This window comes from Enterobacter sp. LU1, assembly GCF_008271405.2.
Classification (GTDB): domain Bacteria; phylum Pseudomonadota; class Gammaproteobacteria; order Enterobacterales; family Enterobacteriaceae; genus Enterobacter; species Enterobacter hormaechei_C.
Genome location: NZ_CP043438.2, coordinates 3,206,564 through 3,225,834, shown reverse-complemented (window position 1 = coordinate 3,225,834; position 19,271 = coordinate 3,206,564). Strand labels below are relative to the sequence as shown.

The window sequence follows — 19,271 nt, the reverse complement described above, 5'->3', positions numbered from 1 at the left end:
ATAATAAGAGAGGTTGTTATGATTGAACGTGAACTGGGGAACTGGAAAGATTTTATCGAAGGCATGCTTCGTAAATGAATTTCCGGTAAGAAATGCAAGAGCACTTAATTAACTAAAATAACCATAGTGTGAAAGAATCACACAATAAAAAGGCGGCCTGTAAAGCCGCCTTTTTTATTTCAACGTGTTATTCCGGCTTATCCTTCAGCGGGAAACGACGGCGTACCAGCACAAAGAACAGCGGTACGAAATAGATAGCCAGAATCGTCGCCGAAATCATTCCCCCCATAACGCCCGTTCCCACCGCGTGCTGGCTGCTGGAGCCTGCGCCGGAGCTGGTGGCCATCGGCAGGACGCCAAACACAAACGCCAGAGAAGTCATCAGGATCGGGCGCAGGCGCTGACGACAGGCGTGCAGCGTGGCGGCCATCAGTTCGTGACCTTTGGCATTCATCTCATTGGCAAATTCGACGATCAGAATGGCGTTTTTCGCCGACAATCCGATTACGGTGAGGAGTCCGACCTGGAAATAGACATCATTTTCCAGGCCGCGCATCCAGGTTGCCAGCAGCGCGCCGATGACCCCGAGAGGCACCACCAGCATCACCGAGAACGGCACTGACCAGCTTTCATACAGCGCCGCCAGACAGAGGAACACCACCAGCAGCGAAAGGGCATACAAGGCAGGCGCCTGAGCGCCGGAAAGCCGTTCCTGGTAGGACATCGCCGTCCACTCCAGGCCAAAGCCGGTCGGTAACTGCTGAACCAGTTTTTCCATTATGTCCATTGCGGTACCGGTACTGACGCCCGGCGCGGCTTCACCGACAATCTCCAGCGCCGAATAGCCGTTGTAACGCTCCAGACGCGGTGAACCGGTCTCCCAGCGTGACGTCGCAAATGCCGAGAACGGCACCATGCCGCCGGTGTTATTGCGCACATACCAGCGGTTGATATCGTCCGGCAGCATGCGGTATTTGGCGGCAGACTGAACGTAGACCTTCTTCACGCGGCCGCGATCCATAAAGTCATTCACGTAGCTTGAGCCCCATGCCGTTTGCAGGGTGTCGTTAATGTCGTCGATGGAGACGCCCAGCGCCTGCGCTTTACGCTGGTCAATATCCACCTGTAGCTGAGGGCTGTCATCCAGACCGTTATGACGAACACGGGTAAGCTGCGGATCTTTCCCGGCCAGCTCCAGCAGCTTGTCGCGAGCAGCCATCAACGCGTCATGCCCGGCACCCGCGTGATCCTGAAGCTCCATATCAAACCCGGCTGAGCTGCCCAGGCCGCTGATGGCGGGCGGGCTGCTGGCGAAAACGCGCGCTTCCTTGATTTTGTTGAACGCTTTGGTTGCACGTTCAATGATGGCAAAGGAGGAGCCGGTATCGCTGTCGCGCTGGTCCCAGTCTTTCAGGCGCACAAACATACGCGCCACGTTCTGCCCGTTACCGCCAGGGCCAGAGCCGACGGTGGAGAAGACGGAGACCACGTTGTCTTTCTCCTGAGTATGGAAGTAGTTCTCAACCTTCTGCACCACTTTCAGGGTCTGCTGCTGGGTCGAGCCGCTCGGTAACTGTACAGAGGTGATAAACATGCCGCGATCCTCCAGCGGCAGGAACGAGGTTGGCAGCCGCAGGAACAGGAAGACCATGCCGCCGAGCAGCAGGACATAAACCACCATCCAGCGCACGCTGCGGTGCAGTACTTTACCCACGCCCGCTTCATAGCGCGCCGCATTGCGGTTAAACATGCGGTTAAACCAGCCGAAGAAGCCTTTTTGACCGTGATGTTCGCCCTTATGCAGCGGTTTCAGCAGCGTCGCGCACAGGGCAGGGGTAAGGATCATCGCCACCAGTACGGAGAGCACCATTGCAGAGACGATGGTGATCGAGAACTGGCGATAAATCGCGCCCGTGGTGCCGCCAAAAAACGCCATCGGGATAAATACCGCCGACAGCACCATGGCGATACCGACCAGCGCGCCCTGAATCTGTCCCATCGATTTGCGCGTGGCCTCGCGGGGCGAAAGCCCTTCCTCGCTCATGATGCGCTCAACGTTTTCCACCACCACGATGGCATCATCCACCAGCAGACCGATGGCCAGCACCATGGCGAACATGGTCAGGGTGTTGATGCTGTAACCGAAGGCATACAGCACCGCAAAGGTACCCAGCAGCACCACCGGCACCGCAATAGTGGGGATCAGCGTAGCGCGGAAGTTTTGCAGGAACAGGTACATCACGAGGAACACCAGCGCGATAGCTTCGAGCAGGGTTTTCACCACATCTTCGATGGAGGCTTTTACGAACGAGGTGGTTTCGTAGGCGACTTTGTACTCCAGTCCGTGCGGGAAGAAATGCGACAGCTCATCCAGACGCTCTAGCACCCGCTGCGCGGTCGCCATTTCGTTGGCGCCGGAGGCCAGTTTCACCCCCAGCCCGGACGCGGCATTGCCGTTGAAGCGGCTCAGGTAGTCATATTTTTCCGCCCCCATTTCCACGGTGGCGACATCCCCCAGACGCACTTCCGAACCGTCCTGATTCACGCGTAGCGTGATATTGCGGAACTGTTCAGGTGTCTGGAGCAGCGACTGGGAGTTGATGGTGGCGTTAAGCGCCTGGTTGTCCACGGACGGCGTACCGCCGAGCTGCCCCACGGCAATCTGGGCGTTCTGCGATTCGATAGCGTCGGTGACATCTTTGGCGGTCATCTGCACGCTGTTCAGCTTGTTGGGATCCAGCCAGATACGCATGGAGTACTGCGAGCCGTAGGCGTCGATATCACCCACGCCGTTGATACGGCTGAGCGGGTCCTGAATATTACTGGCGACGTAGTCCGCTATGTCCTGCTTATCCATTGAGCCATCGGTTGAAACAAACGCGATGGTCAAAATATTGGTGTCACCGGTTTTACGCACGGTCACCCCCTGGTTCTGCACCGCCTGAGGCAGTTTACGCAGGGCCGATTGCAGCTGGTTTTGCACCTGCTGCACCGCTTCATCCGGATCCGTGCCCGCCGTAAAGCTCAGGGTTACCGTCGCCTGGCCCGTGGCGCTGCTCTGTGAGGACATGTACATCAGGTTATCGAGACCCGTCATGTTCTGCTCGATAACCTGGGTGACGGTATTTTCCAGCGTCTGTGCCGAGGCGCCAGGGTAGTTCGCCGTGATACGCACGTTGGGGGGCGCGAGGTCAGGGTATTGCTCAACAGGAAGGGACGTAATCGCCAGGACACCCGTCAGACACAACAGGATTGCAAGCACCCAGGCAAAAATGGGGCGATCGATGAAAAAATTCGCCATTAAAGTGTGACCTCGTTTTGCTGCACGTCATTATTGTTTATTGCCCGCCTAACTTTAGCGGTAAGGCCCAGGTCAAACGTGGAGAAATAAAGGAGATAATGTAAATTATCATGCGCTTTTTTCAGCGCGCCTTCTTTCTCGCTATTTTTCAGCCTGGGCCGCAGGCGTCTGGAACGTTACGCTGACCTGTGTCCCGCCCTGTGGCGGCTGAGAAAAGTGTAATGTCCCGCCGAGCCGTCCCGCGCGTTCGCGCATGATATTCAGCCCGTAATGCCCCGGCGGTTCACTGGCGTCGCCGATACCAATGCCGTTGTCGCGGATCGTGACCGTGTGAGTGCCGTCCGCGGTGGTGACGCAGCTGACCACAATCTCGCTCGCGTCGGCATGTTTAATCGCATTCAGCACTGCCTCACGCACAATCTGTAAGAGGTGCACCTGTTTTTGTGCGTCCAGCGCCAGCGATGAGAGACGGCAGTCGAGCACCAGCTTCGCGCGGGTCTGGCTTTGCAACCCGTCGAGAGACTCCTGTAGCGCGGCAGGAAGATTGGCGTGATTGAGCGTCAGGCGGAAGGTGGTGAGCAGCTCGCGTAGCTGATGCCAGGCATTATTCAGCTCGCGGGAGAAGTCCGTAATGATGGTCTGCGCCGGAGCATTGTCGCCCGGCACGGCATGCTTCAGCAGCGTAAGCTGAATACGCAAATAGGAGAGCACCTGCGCCAGCGAATCATGCAGCTCGCGCGCGATGGTGGCGCGCTCCTCCATCAGCAGCAGCTGCTGATAATGTTTCTGCGCCTGATTAAAATAGAGCCCCCGGCCCAGCATCGTCGCCACGCTTTCCATGAGCGGCAGCGGAACATCCCCGGTCGCGCTTTGCCAGCGCAGTTCGCCGTACAGGGTGTCCTGCATTAACACCGGTAAATTGTGCATTTTCTCGCCCGGGGACTCCTGTCCTTCGTAAAGCTGCCAGTCGTCACTGGTGCGCAATTGCAGGTAATTCATCTGCGTATAGTCATGCACAATCTGCAAAATATGCCGGAAGCAGTGGCTGTCTATCTGCCCGGTATTCAACGCCTGTGAGCATTTGAACAGCATTTCGAGCTGCTGATGCGCTTCATTCAGGTGGCGGGTTTTTTCAGCAACGGAGCGCTCAAGTGAACGGTACAGGGTGTGTAATTCCGCCGACATATGGTTGAAGGCGCGGGAAAGCTGGCCCAGCTCGTTGGGAAGCGTAGTATCCGGCGCGGGAGTGTCGAATTGCCCCTGTTCGATACGCTCGCTCGCCGCCACCAGATTATTCAGCGGCAGCACAACCTGACGGCGGATGCGCCGCAGGGTCACTACCGCCAGCAGCAGGATGCCCAGGCCGCCCGTCAGCGACATGAAAATCACCAGCTGAATTTTATGTTCGGTGTAGTGCTGTAGCGCCAGCACAAAGGCATCTATCCGGCCCACGAAATCCTCAATGTGGCTCTGATACCACCCGGTATCGCCGCTGGCGATGCGCGTGTCCATCTCCTGCCAGCCAAGGTGCAACTGCTGGTAACGCTGTTTGACGTCCTCTGGCACATACCAGCGGTTTAGCTTCTGCAACGCAGGCGCGCTCAGCGTTTTTTGCCAGACCGCGCGGTGCTCTGCCAGCGATGGGCCGGCGCGCTGCATTTCGTAGCCCAGGCGGTAGCTCTGCATACGCAGCGAGCCGGCGATGTTAATCGCCTCGGCGTCGCGCTGGCTGCTGGCGAGTGTGACCAGCGCAATGGCGCTGATCAGAACGGACAAGACAATCATCGAAAAGAAAGCCCGAGCCAGGCTTCCCGATACGGGGCGTTTAACGGTCACTCATCAGCTTCCTGAATTAAATTGATCTGCCACAGGTTCACTGGAAATAGTTCGGCTTCCTGGGCATTTGAACATTGCGTCGCCATGCCGCTGTGGGTAAATACGATAACAATAGAAAGAATAAGGTTATTGAACCAAAAACAGGTGTTGTTATGAATCGTTTTATTATGGCCAACGCTCAACAGTGTATCGGTTGTCGCGCCTGCGAAGTTGCCTGTGTGATGGCGCACAACGGGGAGCAGCACGCGCTGAGCGAGCGCCATTTTCATCCCCGCATTACGGTCCTTACCTCAGGCTTGCGAAAAAGCCCCGTGACCTGCCACCACTGTGAAAACGCGCCCTGCGCGCAAAGCTGCCCGAACGGAGCCATCACGCAACACAGCGACAGCGTACAGGTCAATCAACAAAAATGCATTGGCTGTAAAGCCTGCGTGGTGGCCTGTCCGTTTGGCACGATGGACATGCTGATCGCCCCGCTGGAAAACGACAGCGTAAAGGCCTCGGCGCACAAATGCGACCTCTGCCTGGAAAGGCCGCAAGGCCCGGCCTGCGTGGAAAACTGCCCGGCGGAGGTGCTTACGCTCGCCACCCCAGCCGTACTGGATAAGCTGGTTAAGCAGCGCCGACAGCGCAGCGCAAGGCTGAACGCGCTGCCGTGGCACAGCGAGGCGGTTCAGTCAGTCCCTCCGCAAACCAAACGGCAACAGATGCAAAACACCCCGGCGCGCGGTGAGCCGGATAAGCTCAGCCCCGAAGCACGCGCATACCATTTTAACGAGATCTACCTGCCGTTTCGCCCGGAACAGGCGCAGCGCGAGGCATCCCGGTGCCTGAAATGTGGCGAGCACAGCATTTGCGAGTGGACCTGCCCGCTGCATAACCACATTCCCCAGTGGATTGAGCGGATCGGGGCGGGGGATATCGTCGGTGCGGCTGAGCTTTCTCACCAGACTAACTGTTTACCGGAAATTACCGGCCGCGTCTGCCCACAGGATCGATTATGTGAAGGCGCCTGCACCCTGCGGGATGCGTCAGGGGCAGTAACCATCGGTAATATCGAACGGTATATCTCGGATCGGGCGCTGGCGATGGGCTGGACGCCGGACGTCAGCCACGTTAAGCCGGTCGGTACGCGCGTCGCCATCATCGGCGCCGGTCCGGCAGGGCTGGCCTGCGCCGACGTGCTGGTGCGCAGCGGCGTCGGCGTGACGGTCTACGACCGCCATCCGGAAATCGGCGGATTGCTGACCTTTGGTATTCCGGCCTTCAAGCTGGATAAATCCCTGTTAGCGCGGCGCAGAGAGATATTCAGCGCGATGGGCATCCGCTTCGAGCTGAACTGCGAGGTGGGAAAAGACGTGTCGATGGCCCAACTGCAAAACGACTACGATGCCCTGTTCATCGGCGTAGGGACCTATCGTTCCATGAAAGCGGGTATCCCTCACGAAGACGCGCCGGGCGTGTACGACGCGCTGCCGTTTTTAGTGGCAAACACGCGGAACGTGATGGGCCTTGATCCTGCCGCAGACGAACCGTTTATCGACACGCAGGGTTTAAACGTGGTGGTGCTCGGCGGGGGCGATACGGCGATGGACTGCGTGCGCACCGCGCTGCGGCATGGCGCGGCGAAAGTCACCTGCGCCTATCGGCGGGACGAGGCCAACATGCCGGGCTCAAAGAAAGAGGTTAAAAACGCGAAAGAAGAGGGCGCAGCGTTTGAATTCAATGTCCAGCCGGTTGAGCTCACGCTGGATACCGACGGGAAGGTTAACGGTATCCGGATGCTGCGCACCAGGCTGGGCGAGCCGGATGCGCAGGGGCGGCGGCGTCCTGTCCCGGTGGCGGGCAGTGAGTTTGTCATGCCAGCGGATGCGGTGATCATGGCGTTTGGTTTTAATCCGCACGCCATGCCGTGGCTTCAGGCGCAGGGCGTCGACACCGACGACTGGGGGCGCATCAGGGCCTCCGTGGAGAGCCGTTATCGCTACCAGACCTCGAATCCGCAGATTTTTGCTGGCGGTGATGCGGTACGCGGTGCGGATCTGGTGGTCACCGCGATGGCGGAAGGGCGCCATGCCGCGCAGGGGATCATGGACTGGCTTGGCGTGCCGCCGCGCAACATGCATTAATGCAGACGGGCGACAAAGCGGGCTTCACGGCGTAGTATAAACAGACTCATATTGCCGTGGAGCCCGTATGTCCCTGAACATTACCGTTATTAAAGACAAAATCCTTTCTGAAAATTACTTTGTCCTGCGTAACATCACTTACGATCTCACCCGTAAGAACGGGGACGTCATTCGCCATAAACGCGAAGTCTACGACCGGGGCAATGGTGCAACCATCCTGCTGTATAACCGTGAAAAGCAAAGCGTGGTGCTGATCCGCCAGTTTCGCATCGCGACATGGGTCAATGGCAACGCGGACGGACGTCTGATTGAAACCTGTGCAGGTCTGCTTGATGACGATGAGCCGGAAGTGTGTATCCGCAAAGAAGCCATTGAGGAGACGGGTTTTGAAGTGGGTGCGGTGCAGAAAGTCTTTGAGCTGTTTATGTCCCCTGGCGGGGTTACCGAGCTGGTTCACTTCTTCATTGCGGAATATACCGATGCTCAGCGCACGCACCGGGGCGGCGGCGTGGACGATGAAGACATTGAAGTGCTGGAAATGCCTTTCGCTCAGGCTGTCGACATGGTGAAACGCGGCGAGATCCGCGACGGTAAAGCGGTGATCCTGTTGCAGTATCTGCAAACCAGCGGGCTGATGAATGCGGCGGCGGAAGCGCGATAAGTTGTATTTCAGATAAATCTATCCGATAAATCCGATTGAGCCAGCCCGCCCAGGGCACGAAGATACGCCCCAGATTGACCTATTCGTTTCCGGGGCTGTGCCGTTCATGCGCTACTGCGTTTATCTTCTCTTCTTCATTTGCGTGCTTCCCGCGCCTTTGGTGTGGGCTGCGCCTGCGCAGCAGTCTTTTTCAGACTGGCAGGTGACCTGCAATAACCAGAACTTCTGCGTAGCGCGCAATACCGGCGAGCATCGCGGTCTGGTCATGACGCTGAGCCGCAGTGCGGGGGCAAAAACGGACGCCAGCCTGCGCATCGATCTCGGCGGGCTTTCGGCGCCTCCGGTGAAAGAGCCTGACATCGCCCCGCGCCTGCTGCTCGACAATGTGCCGCTTAAACTCACGTCGCAACACTGGCAGTTAGCCCCCTGGCATCTTAAAACAGACGATACGGCCACCATCACCACGTTTCTGAAAACCATTCAGGAAGGGCAGGCGCTGACCCTGCGCGGGGGGAAGCAGACAATTTCTCTGGCCGGTCTGAAAGCGGCGCTGCTGTTTATCGATGCCCAGCAAAAACGCGTCGGAAGTGAAACGGCGTGGATTAAAAAAGGGGATAGTCCACCGCTGAGCGTGCCGCCTGCGCCGGCATTAAAAAAGGTGGCGGTGGTGAACCCCACGCCAACGCCGCTGACGCATAACGAACTCAACGATCTGCTGGATTACGGTACCTGGCGCATGAACCACAGCCAGTGCTCTCTCGATCCGAACCGGCGTGAAGTGCGCGTGACCGCGCTGACCGATGACAAAGCGCTGATGATCATCAGCTGTGAGGCGGGGGCGTACAACACCGTCGACCTGGCGTGGCTGGTGTCGCGTAAAAAACCATTTTCGGCCAGGAGCGTGAGATTGCGCCTGCCGTTTACCCCTTCCAGCCAGAGTAGCGACATGGAGCTGATGAATGCCAGCTTCGACGAAAAAACGCGCGAGCTGACCACGCTGGCGCTGGGACGCGGGATTGGCGACTGTGGGATCCAGACCCGCTGGCGTTTTAACGGCCAGCGCTTCCGCCTGGTACGCTACGCGGAAGAGCCAAGCTGTGATAACTGGAATGGGCCAGATGCCTGGCCCACGCTGTGGATCACAAGGTAGGGTTTTGCCGGGTGGCGCTGTCGCTTACCCGGCCTACTTTTTAGAACCGTAGGCCCGGTAAGGCGTAGCCGCCACCGGGCACGAGGGGATCACCGATCGCTCTTACGGAAAAAGTCGTTATACAGCATATACAAATGCGCCGCGCTCCAGGAGAAGTTAGGTGCGCCCTGCTGTGCTCCGGTCAGGGGGTTATAGTTCTCCTGAATCGGGCCGTCCGAGGTTAACCCTTTCGCATGCTTAAAGAAGGTTTCGGCGAGGGTTTGCGCCTGCTCACGATAGCCGTAACGTTCCATGCCTTTTAGTCCAAACCAGAACTGATCGACCCAGACCCGGCCGCGCCAGTATATGTCTGCGCCGAACGCCGGGTTTGTCAGCGCGGCGGTGCCGAGCGGTACCCAGGTATTGAACTCCTTCGGATCCAGCATCACCTTGACCACGGCATCCGCATGTTCCTGCGTCGCGGCACCGTTAAACAGCGGAGACCAGCCTTCCGGCCCTTTACCGCGCTCGACGATAGGTTTGCCCGCACAGCCGTTCGCCAGCGGCTTATCCTCGATACGAATGTCATAGTAAAACCCGCTTTTCGCATCGAACATGCAGGTGTTGATATAGGTTGCGAGCTTATCTGCCAGCTGGCGATAGTGGCTGGCCTCCTGCTCTTTACCCAGCAGGCTCGCCATCTGCGCCAGAAAGTGATTGTCGCTGTACATATAGCTTGCCTGGTCAACGGACTCCTGTAATAAGGAATACCCTAACAGATCGCCTTTTTTACTCCTGTTTTCGGCAAATTTAACCGTCCAGTCGCTGCGTTTCCCGCCGTTTTCAACGTACTTATCCAGCTGCGCTTTATCGATAAATCCGAATACGGCGGCATCATCGCGCCCGGACTCCCACGAGGCGGCCACCTGCGCGGGGATCTCCAGGCCGTCGTACTGGCCGTTATCGATTATCCGTGCGTAGTTATTCAGGCCGGAAAGCGACTCTTCTTTATCACCTTTTTTCACCGTGAACAGCATCTCGCCGGTAGCGGTGTTATGGGCCTTATCACGCGTCGCACCGTACTCCGGCACGCCGTTGCCGTTATGATCGCGGTTACGCAGCCACCAGTCGTGATAGGCAACCAGTTTTGGATACATCTCGGCAAGCCAGGCTTTATCCTGCGTGGTGTTATACACCTCCATCACCGACCATGCCGCCAGGCTCGGCTTGGTGTTACGCTCGTTCCAGTTACCGCCGTCGCCGCCTCGTTCCGGGCTCAGGTTCCAGGCGATTAAATCCGGCACAAATCCGGTATCCTGCGGGCGCACCGGATCGTCGGGTTTGATCTGCCAGGAGAAGACCGCGCGGATGTTATCTTTGGCGATCTCCGGGTTGAAATGCGCCATGGCAAATGCCTGTTTCCAGGTGTCCCACGGCCAGGTCTGGTTGCCGGAGAACCAGCGTCCGGTTACGGAGGGCGTCACCGTGTTAAAACGCACCGCGCCGCCTGGCGAACGCCAGTTACCGTTCAACGTCTCGATGGCTTTCACCGCCACGCGCGTTTGTTCTGGTGTCGCGTGCGGGTTGGTTAACCCTTTTTGTAAATACCTCTCCCAGCGCGCTTGCGAGGCGGCCATAAAGTAGGCCGGACGCGCCAGAATGTCGCGGATCTGCGGCTGTTCACGCGCGACGTCATCGGCGTTCAGCAGATGGGAGTAGGTAGTGTACAGCGTGGTGCTGCCGGAAATCTGTGCCCGGCTGGTAAAGCGATGTCCGTCAACGGTGGTCTCGGCAGGAAGAGAGCGGTGTAACTGATATTCGGAACTGCCGGAGGTGAGCAGATCCCAGGTGGAGCGTACCTTGCCGAAGGTCACCTTCAGGCCGTCGCGCGTGGCTACAATTTTACGCTGATAATCAGGATATGCGCTGTCGATGGTTTTATCCGAACGCGGCTTGCCCTCTTTGGCCTCCAGTTTTTCCAGCAGCTCGCCGTCCCACACCAGCTCCAGCGGCGTTTTGCTGGTAATACGGGTTTCAAGCAGCGAAGTACGCGCAGAAGCAAAGCGCAGCGTCATCACGATCTGAACATCCCTGGCGCTCAGTTTCTGCACCAACGCGCCAGGGAGGCTGTAGGCTTCAAGGGTGAAATCCACTTTTTTACCGTTCTGGTAAACGGACAGGCGATCAAAATTCGTCGCCATAAAGTTGATGTACTCTTCGGTGAGCAGCGCTACGCCGGGAAATCCGCCCTGGGTCTGCGGCCCGTCCGGCAGCAAATGCCCATGCCAGGCACCCATATCAAAAAAGGGATTAAACCGCTGGTGGTCGTCGTAGTCGAAATCCTGCATGAAGAGCGGCGCGCCGGTACGGTTGATGACGTTTTTGAAGTCAGTTGCGGTGGCGGCGTGAGCCGAAAAACTGAGCGCCAGCGCGCAGGCCAGCGGCGTGAGGACGTATTTCATGGTGGTAGATCCTTTTTACCAGTAGAAGTATTGCATCAGGAAGACCTGATCGCTCGGGTCGCCGGAGGCATTTTTCATATAGAAGCGGCTGTCGGCAGCGGTGGCAAAACGCCCGCCGCCGTACTCGTACCAGATCCCGAACTGCATAAACGAGGTAGTTTTTTCAGCCGCATCGTCCGGACGATGTTTCGCGTAGCTGTAAGCAGTGGAGAGATAAACGCCTTTCAGGGCTTCCACCATGGCGCTGACCATAAATCCGCTCTCCGTGCCGGAGACGTTCTGTCCATCTGCCCGTCCGGTATGATGCCACGCGCGTGCCGCCAGGTTGGGTGTCAAAACGCCTGTTAAAAAGAGCTGGCCTGTACCGTCGGTAATTTCAAGACCGTTCATCCAGGTGACATCTTTCAGGATGTCGTACTGAATATAGCCATTCGCCATTGCCGGATAGGTATATTTGTCGTCATAACGATCGTATTTGCCGAAGTGCAGCCAGGCCTTGCTTTCGTCATGGTGACCCGCTGGCGTGGCGGTGACGCTATAGCGCAGGTTGCCGGAGAGGTTTTGCACCTTTAGTGCGTACAAGATGTCGCGGGTGTTGGGGATCACATAACCCAGATCCGGCGTAAAATCGCCCCACCATTGCAGGTCATCGAGAGACGAGTCCTGGCGCAGGCTGAGCATGATCTCGGTGCTGTTATCGGTTTTGTAACCGCCGTAGAAGCGGTTAATCCCACCTTCAAACCCGCCCCAGCTGTGATCGGGCACCCAAGCGTTGCCCTGATGATCCGCCTGTACGGTCCAGCCTTCGCCGTAAATCAGGCCGAACCAGTTCCCCTGTTTTATCTCCAGACCGCCCTCAATATAAGTGCCGTCGCTGTATTTATGTTTATCCTGACCTTCTAAATCCATATACCCACCGACGCCCATCTCGCCATAAAAACGAAATGACGGGGAGGTTATTGCCGGTGTTTTGGTATCGTCATGTTCAGCGGGCCGGGCATCTTCTGCGGCAATAGCAGGGCAGCAGAAAGAGAGGGCAGCGAGTGCCCAAAATGTTTTTTGTTTAATTTTCATAAACTCATCCCAATGAGATAAAATCCATGCCTTTTATTTCAGTTAATATTCGAGGCAGGTGATGCTTCAATTTTTTGTTGTTCTTTTGATAATCCGTTTACGTATTTGCTGTATTTCCACCAGGCAAATCCGAGGAATAAAACAATGCCACCGACGTTATAGAAAATAATCGTCAGAATATTGGCACCGGTAGGGAAAGTGGATGCCACAAAACCAATGGCGAAAATAACAATCAGCATCGACACTATGGTTATACCCGTGGTTCGTGAACCCATCCTGAAATCGCGCGGCAGGTGATCGAGCTTACGACGCAGGTTGAGGTAGGCCAGCATAATAAACAGCGGCGGTAACATTGAGGCTGCTGCGGTCATATTGATGACGGTGTTCATCAGCTCCTGCGCGGTACTGGAGCCCATGGTCGGGATAATCATCAGTGGGATCACAATCAAATACTGGATCCAGGCCGCCCGCGCCGGTACGCCGTTTTCGTTCAGCGCCACGGTTTTCGGACCAAAAATGCCGGTCGGGATCTCCGAGAAAAAGATTTTGACCGGCGTCGCCGTCCACATCAGCAGGGAGCCGAACATGGCGGTAAAGGAAACCAGACCGACGAAACGGTTCATCAACACTTCCGGCAGGCCAAACCACACCGCCAGACAGTGGAACACCTGCACCGAACCCCCGGTAAACTTCAACGCTTTGCTGCTGATAAAGACGTTGATCAGTACCGAGGAGATGGAGTACAGCACGCCGATAAAGATCCCCGCCAGGATGATCACTTTAACGAAAGATTTCGAACCGCCTTTCACATCGTTTACGTACACCGCGACGGATTCCGCGCCCCCGGCAGCCATAAATATCCAGGTGGTAATGCCGAGGAATGCCCAGTTAAAATGCGGGATCATCGCGTCGACGGTAATCGGATCAGCGGGCTGCACCCCACCCATTAGCGCCGCGCCCGCCAGCAGAATGTAAGAGAGCGTCAGCAGCAGCATCAGCGTGGAGGTTACAGACGTAATTGGCCCCAGCATCTTCGCCCCGTTGGTGGAGACCCACGTTGAGAAGGCGAACAGCACCATACTTAGCACCGTTGTGGCAAATGGTGTGAGAATGTACTCATAGCCAAGAAAGGCATAAGAGGCATAGGCAATGACGCGCGGTAATAACGAGGTGAAGAAGAATAAATTCACGAACCAGTATGTATAAGCGGTAATAAATGCCCAGCGCCCGCCGAGTGAACTTTTTACCCAGGCATAAACTCCAGCTTCTGAGTTTTTATTCAACGAGACAAACTCAGCGATAATTAAGCAGAACGGGATAAAATAGAACAGGGTTGCTAAAAAGAACATCGGCGCGGAGGTAAGTCCGAGTTCGATATTATTATTGATCACGTTGTTAAAACTAAACACGGCGGCAAAGGTCAGCGACAGCAGGCCGAATTTGCCGATGGTATTGCGTTTGGTGGTTTCAGACATAACGTTTCTCCGGGTAAGAGGCTAGCGGTGCTTCATTGGCACCGCTCGTTTTTTTATTTGTTATGGAAATAACCGTCTTCGATGGTCACATTGAGAATGACTTTTTTGACCGGCTCCTCGCTGATAAAGCGATACGCCTCATGGTTCTCACAAATTACGATCTGCCCCTCGCGCACCTGTTCGGTGGTACCCACGCCTTTCAGGTATTCTCGATCGGTCTCATCGCGGTAACACTCCACTGTCTGAAGCGCATCTTTGGCGGCATATTCAATTTTCTGCGCGCCCTGAAGGTAGTAATGCACCTCGAAATAGCGGCGATGCCCGACAAACAGCGCGTCGGTGCTGGCATCATTGGTCACACGGTAGGCCAGCGAATCGCCAATCGAATGGGCTACGCCGGGCGAGATATTATCGATATTGTTAATGGCTTCTGAGCAGCGCTGCCATTTGCGACCCGTGCGGTAATGCTGTTGAAACTGTTCCAGGCTCTCAAGAACGATCATTTGTCTGCCTCGCTGTGCAAATCCATGGAGAAGAAACCGGTGCCGAATTGCTGGCGTGCCAGCGCCATCGAGGCGATGCGGCCGCCATTGAGCGGGAGCAATGTGAAGCCGTAGCGGAACGGACTGAACCAGACGCGCCAGCTCTCCAGTACCTCACTTCCCCAGGAATTGGAGCCTAAGCCAAGCACCTGGTGGTCAAGATTAAGCGTGATGTCATCGCAGCGGCGCAGTTCGTTGCAGTGCTGTGCGGCGTGAATATTCTCAGCCGTGTAGTGCCAGGCGCTGAAGTGGAGAGGCTGTTGCGGTACGACCAGCACGCCGCTGCCATGACGATCCGCGAGGGAGGCCCAGCGCACCTGCTGACGGTTGCCGTTGTTTTGCGGGAACGGATAATTTTCAAACATCTTATCAACCGTGGTGTGCCACAGGTCGATGGTGCTGGCCTGCTGGCTGTCCGGATAGTTTTCACCCGGCCCTCGCCCGTAGTAGCTCACCTGATCGAAACCGCCGTTGATGCCAAGCGTAAAGCCGATGCACGGAATGATGTGCGGGTACTCGCCGTAGCGCTCACCGCTTAGCTCAACGTTGATTTGCCCGTCGGCGGCGATGCGCCAGCGATAGGTACAGCGCATGCCAAAATCAAACACTGGCGGGGCAATCAGGGTACGGGTGGTGACGATGATCGCATCGTTATGCTGCTCAACCTCGAAACCGCGCAGATGCTCCTGCATGATCTGGAAATGATACGGCTGCCACAGCCCTTCATACTCCTGCTTATGGTTATCAATCATGGGCTTGAAGAAGTTAATCTTCGGCTCACGGGTAAGGTATTCCTCACCGTTCACCTGCCAGGCGCTGAGTTTTCCCGATACTTTAGAGAAGGTCGCGCGGAAGTTATGCCCGGTCACGGTGCAGCTCAGGCGATCTTCCTCCAGACGCAGCGGAGTGGCACTGGTGTTGATAAACGGTGTCGGGCGTGCCGTGCGGCCTTTTAACGGGAACTGATACACCGCGATCTCGTGCCCGACCTCGCTGTAGCGCGTGGGACTGTTTTTGATAATACGTACAGTCAGGAATGCTTCGCGCTCGTCCAGTTCCGGCACGTGCAGGCTGACGCTGCGGGAGCTGTTGGGGGCCAACCCGGTGATGTTCAGTGGCTCGCTGTGCAGCGTTTCACCTTCCGCACGCACCTCCGTGAGCAGGGTGTAATCATCCAGGCTGGTGAACCATAAGCGGTTATCAACGTGCAGCTCACCGTTTTGCCAGCGCAGTTTGACCGGGGCGATCACCTGCTTGTACTCACGCAAACCTTGCCCGGGCGTTTGATCGGAGTAGATCAGCCCGTCGAGGCAGAAGTTGTAATTATTGGGGTAATCACCGAAGTCGCCGCCATAGGCGTACCAGATATTGCCGCTGGCGTCTGTTTTCTGAATACCGTGGTCGCACCACTCCCAGACATAATGCCCCTGAATGCAGTCGTGGCGATCGAACACGTTCTGATACTCGGTCAACCCGCCGGGACCGTTGCCCATCGCATGGGCGTATTCGCAGATAATGCGCGGTTTGGCGTGCGGGTATTCGCCAAACAGATTCATCAGCGGTACGCGGGTATACATGGTGGAGATAATGTCCACCACCTCGGCGTCGCGATCTTCTTCGTAGTGAAGCAGGCGAGTATCATCCAGCGCTTTTGCCGCACGGGCCATCGCGCGGATGTTACAGCCGTAGCCGGACTCATTTCCGAGCGACCAGATGATGATCGACGGATGATTTTTCTGCGCGTGAATATGGCGTTCGATGCGCTCAACGTAGACCGGCTCCCACACCGGATCGTCCGTAATGCGGCTCAGGTCGCCGACGTTGGCGAAGCCGTGAGACTCCACATCCGTTTCAGCCATTACAAACAGGCCGTACAGGTCGCAAAGCTCGTAAAAGCGCGGGTCGTTCGGGTAGTGGGCGGTACGTACCGAGTTGATATTGTGCTGCTTCATCAGGATCAGGTCGCGCTCCACGCGATCCATCCCTACCGCGCGGCCCCTCAGATGATCGTTGTCATGACGATTGACGCCGTGCAGCTTCAGATAACGGTTGTTAACGTAGAACAGGCCGTCTTTCACCTTGATATCCCGAAACCCGATGCGCTGCGGGATGATTTCCAGCGTCTGGCCATGGTTATCTTTTAAAGTCATGACCAGATGATAAAGATCCGGCGATTCAGCGGACCACTGGCGGGGTTGCCTCACCTCAATGCTGAAGGCGGTTTCCGCACGCTCGCTGACGGTCAGGTTGTCGGTTGTTCCCTTGTGCAGCACTGTCTCGCCGTCGTACAGGGTATAATCCAGTTGAACACAGCCAGGGCGTGCAGCAAGGTTTTCCAGCTCAAGCTGACAGAAGAGGGTGGCGTCCCGGTATGCCTCGTCGAAGGTGGTTTTAACCGTGAAATCGCGGACATGCGTGAGTGATTTTCCCAGCAGGTAGACGTCGCGGAATATCCCCGCCGTCCACCACATGTCCTGATCCTCAATGTAGGTGGAATCTGCCCACTGCATAACCCGCACGCACAACAGGTTTTGCCCGCTGTGTACCGCATCGCTGATATCAAACTCGGCAGACAGTCGGCTGCCTTTGCTAAAGCCTATATAGCGGCCATTCACGTAGACTTCGAAATAGGTTTCGACGCCGTCAAACTTGATAAGGGTCTGTTTCTCTTGCCAGCTTTCAGAAAGCGTAAACCAGCGCTGGTATGCCCCGGTCGGGTTGTCTGACGGCACCCATGGTACGTCCACCGGGAAAGGAAAGCCTTCGTCGGTGTACTGCAACTGGCCGTGACCTTCCATCTGCCACATGCCCGGCACGGTAATATCGCCCCAGTCGGCCATGTATTCTGAGGTAAAGTTTTCCGGGACAAGCAGCGGGTTCGTGAAGAAGCGAAAGTTCCACTTTCCGCTTAGCGACAGAAAGTGGCTGCTGGCTTCACGCGCAAACGTGCGCGCCCGGGAAACGGTGTCATAAGAGAAGAAGTACGCACGTGGCGGGAGCCGGTTTTCATGCGTGAGTTGAATATTTTCCCAGCGATTCATGTGATCTCCCTGTAGGGGTAAAACATCATTGCCGGAGATTTTAGTAAATATTTTACTAAATAAAATCAGTAAAACCGATTTGCTTTAACTCGATCACGAAATTAAAAAAGCCGGGCGTGCCCGGCGGGAGAGTTAACAGGTGGAAATCAGCGGGTGGTGCCGCGCAGCTTCAGTACGCTCGGGACAAAGACCTGAAGCGGTAGCGCGCGGCCATCGCGGGCCTTTTCCAGCAGCAGATTAACGCCCTGGCTGCCCATCATTTCAGAGTGAATGCGCACGGTGGAAAGAGGCGGGAAGGTAAAGCGGGCGGTTGGAATGTCGTTCACGCTGATCAGTGAAATATCTTCCGGGATCGCCAGCCCTTTTTCGTGGATGGCGCGTAACACCCCGATGGCGATGGAATCGGAGGCCACGAACAAGGCGGAAGGCCAGCACTGTTGTGCCAGCATGATTTTTGCCAGTTCATAACCGGACGAGCTGGAAAAACCGCCGCGCCAGATGTCCTGTTCCGATACCACCCCTTTCAGAAGCCCGTACTCCACGAAGGCGGCTTCCCGAATATCAGCCTTGCCTGGCTCATCTTCGCCGCCGATAAAGCCAATCCGCTTAACTCCCTGAGCAATAAAGAAATCCACGATCTGCTTGCTGATGCGCGAAAGGTCAATATCGACAGAATCGTACTCGCTGCCTGGCTCGTGAAAGTCGATAAAACAGACGTTGTCGGTCAACGACATTGCCGCACGTCGAAGCGCAGGGGAGGGTTTGCCTACAATCAACACCCCGGTGAGCTTTTTCAGCTCCGGCAGGGTGGCATTAGCGTAGCAGTTACTCAGTTCGACCCCCAGTTTTTCGCACTGCGTCTCAATGCCGTGGCGAATGGCAAGATAGTAAGGGTCGTTGATCTCCAGTTCCTGCTGGTAGCTGTAGAGCGCCAGAATATGTTGCTGACCGGCAGCGACAGACTGCATTTTACGGGAGGTCGTGCTTTTGTATTCCAGCTTCTCGGCAATCTCCAGAATGCGGTGTTTCGTCTCTTCTTTCACATTCAGCGTCGGGTCATCGTTTAAAACCCGGGATACCGTTGCCAGCGAGACGCCAGCTTCCGTCGCGATGTCTTTCAGCGTTGCCATGTTTGTCCTCATTCCCCACGAGATAGCTTATTGTAAAGGATGCGTTCGGACATGCATTAATTTTTAGTAAATAACATCCCTGTTGCCCTCGCCAGTTACCGTGTTAGTATTTAGTAAAATTTTACCAAGGAGGCAAAAGTGGAAACGGTAGCATACGATGATTTTGCAAAGCTCGAGCTCCGCGTGGGGAAGATTGTTGACGTTAAACGTCACGCCAATGCGGACAAGCTCTATATTGCGCAGATAGAGGTGGGAGACAGAACGTTGCAAACCGTCACCAGCCTGGTGCCGTATTACCGGGAAGAGGAGCTGATGGGCAAAACGGTGGTGGTGTTGTGTAACCTGGCAAAGGCTAAAATGCGCGGTGAAACATCTGAATGCATGTTGCTCTGCGCGGAAACCGATGACGCCCGAGAAAGTGTGTTATTAACGCCGGAGCGGGTGATGGCGGCAGGGGTAAGAGTGGTGTGAAAAAGCCGGGTGGCGGCTAC

13 protein-coding genes are annotated in these 19,271 nt (G+C 56.2%); 5 read left to right on the top strand and 8 right to left on the bottom strand.

The window, feature by feature from the left end:
* Positions 1-18 precede the first annotated feature (18 nt).
* Positions 19-78 carry a protein YpfM gene (ypfM, locus tag FZF21_RS15365; RefSeq protein ID WP_015572204.1) on the top strand — a complete coding sequence of 20 codons (60 nt, stop codon included), beginning with the start codon at positions 19-21 and terminating at the stop codon, positions 76-78.
* A 109-nt stretch (positions 79-187) separates the two neighbouring features.
* On the opposite strand, the gene acrD is transcribed toward ypfM, so the two are convergent.
* Entirely contained in the window at positions 188-3,301 is a 3,114-nt protein-coding gene (acrD, locus tag FZF21_RS15360; RefSeq protein ID WP_017383494.1) for a multidrug efflux RND transporter permease AcrD, read from the bottom strand.
* Between the two features lie 141 nt (positions 3,302-3,442).
* Entirely contained in the window at positions 3,443-5,137 is a 1,695-nt protein-coding gene (narQ, locus tag FZF21_RS15355; protein WP_032669410.1) for a nitrate/nitrite two-component system sensor histidine kinase NarQ, read from the bottom strand.
* A gap of 152 nt (positions 5,138-5,289) precedes the next feature.
* Here narQ and aegA point away from each other — a divergent pair, with 152 nt between their 5' ends.
* The 3 genes from aegA to FZF21_RS15340 all read left to right on the top strand — a co-directional run bounded on the left by aegA (position 5,290) and on the right by FZF21_RS15340 (position 9,077).
* Positions 5,290-7,266 (top strand): formate-dependent uric acid utilization protein AegA, encoded by a 1,977-nt coding sequence (aegA, locus tag FZF21_RS15350; protein ID WP_149121254.1) that lies wholly within the window; start codon positions 5,290-5,292, stop codon positions 7,264-7,266.
* Between the two features lie 67 nt (positions 7,267-7,333).
* Positions 7,334-7,927 (top strand): GDP-mannose pyrophosphatase NudK, encoded by a 594-nt coding sequence (nudK, locus tag FZF21_RS15345; protein ID WP_017692952.1) that lies wholly within the window; start codon positions 7,334-7,336, stop codon positions 7,925-7,927.
* Positions 7,928-8,033: 106 nt separating this feature from the next.
* Complete coding sequence (locus FZF21_RS15340; RefSeq protein ID WP_023295117.1) at positions 8,034-9,077, top strand: DUF1176 domain-containing protein; 1,044 nt, start codon at positions 8,034-8,036, stop codon at positions 9,075-9,077.
* Between the two features lie 89 nt (positions 9,078-9,166).
* On the opposite strand, the gene ygjK is transcribed toward FZF21_RS15340, so the two are convergent.
* The 6 genes from ygjK to ebgR all read right to left on the bottom strand — a co-directional run bounded on the left by ygjK (position 9,167) and on the right by ebgR (position 18,780).
* Complete coding sequence (gene ygjK / locus FZF21_RS15335; RefSeq protein WP_047737528.1) at positions 9,167-11,518, bottom strand: alpha-glucosidase; 2,352 nt, start codon at positions 11,516-11,518, stop codon at positions 9,167-9,169.
* A gap of 15 nt (positions 11,519-11,533) precedes the next feature.
* Entirely contained in the window at positions 11,534-12,592 is a 1,059-nt protein-coding gene (ygjJ, locus tag FZF21_RS15330) for a protein YgjJ (protein ID WP_032102771.1), read from the bottom strand.
* A gap of 38 nt (positions 12,593-12,630) precedes the next feature.
* Positions 12,631-14,067 carry an amino acid permease gene (locus FZF21_RS15325; protein WP_149121255.1) on the bottom strand — a complete coding sequence of 479 codons (1,437 nt, stop codon included), beginning with the start codon at positions 14,065-14,067 and terminating at the stop codon, positions 12,631-12,633.
* Between the two features lie 53 nt (positions 14,068-14,120).
* The gene (locus FZF21_RS15320) at positions 14,121-14,570 is read right to left on the bottom strand and encodes a beta-galactosidase subunit beta (RefSeq protein WP_015572213.1); all 450 of its coding nucleotides are present in this window, start codon (positions 14,568-14,570) and stop codon (positions 14,121-14,123) included.
* Entirely contained in the window at positions 14,567-17,650 is a 3,084-nt protein-coding gene (gene ebgA, locus FZF21_RS15315; RefSeq protein WP_047737525.1) for a beta-galactosidase subunit alpha, read from the bottom strand. Before ebgA ends, FZF21_RS15320 begins: the two co-directional genes overlap by 4 nt.
* Positions 17,651-17,796: 146 nt before the next feature.
* Positions 17,797-18,780, bottom strand: a complete 984-nt coding sequence (gene ebgR / locus FZF21_RS15310) for a transcriptional regulator EbgR (protein WP_015572215.1) — start codon at positions 18,778-18,780, stop codon at positions 17,797-17,799.
* A 138-nt stretch (positions 18,781-18,918) separates the two neighbouring features.
* On the opposite strand from ebgR, the gene FZF21_RS15305 reads away from it, so the two are divergent.
* A complete protein-coding gene (locus FZF21_RS15305; protein WP_017692958.1) occupies positions 18,919-19,251 on the top strand; it encodes a tRNA-binding protein in 333 nt (110 codons plus the stop codon).
* Positions 19,252-19,271: the final 20 nt, after the last annotated feature.

What these genes read in the sequence shown, in the direction of transcription:
- acrD (WP_017383494.1), bottom strand. Translation starts at nt 3,301, where the DNA reads ATGGCGAATTTTTTCATCGATCGCCCCATTTTTGCCTGGGTGCTTGCA.
- FZF21_RS15325 (WP_149121255.1), bottom strand. Translation starts at nt 14,067, where the DNA reads ATGTCTGAAACCACCAAACGCAATACCATCGGCAAATTCGGCCTGCTG.
- ygjJ (WP_032102771.1), bottom strand. Translation starts at nt 12,592, where the DNA reads ATGAAAATTAAACAAAAAACATTTTGGGCACTCGCTGCCCTCTCTTTC.
- ebgR (WP_015572215.1), bottom strand. Translation starts at nt 18,780, where the DNA reads ATGGCAACGCTGAAAGACATCGCGACGGAAGCTGGCGTCTCGCTGGCA.
- FZF21_RS15320 (WP_015572213.1), bottom strand. Translation starts at nt 14,570, where the DNA reads ATGATCGTTCTTGAGAGCCTGGAACAGTTTCAACAGCATTACCGCACG.
- ygjK (WP_047737528.1), bottom strand. Translation starts at nt 11,518, where the DNA reads ATGAAATACGTCCTCACGCCGCTGGCCTGCGCGCTGGCGCTCAGTTTT.
- ebgA (WP_047737525.1), bottom strand. Translation starts at nt 17,650, where the DNA reads ATGAATCGCTGGGAAAATATTCAACTCACGCATGAAAACCGGCTCCCG.
- FZF21_RS15340 (WP_023295117.1), top strand. Translation starts at nt 8,034, where the DNA reads ATGCGCTACTGCGTTTATCTTCTCTTCTTCATTTGCGTGCTTCCCGCG.
- nudK (WP_017692952.1), top strand. Translation starts at nt 7,334, where the DNA reads ATGTCCCTGAACATTACCGTTATTAAAGACAAAATCCTTTCTGAAAAT.
- aegA (WP_149121254.1), top strand. Translation starts at nt 5,290, where the DNA reads ATGAATCGTTTTATTATGGCCAACGCTCAACAGTGTATCGGTTGTCGC.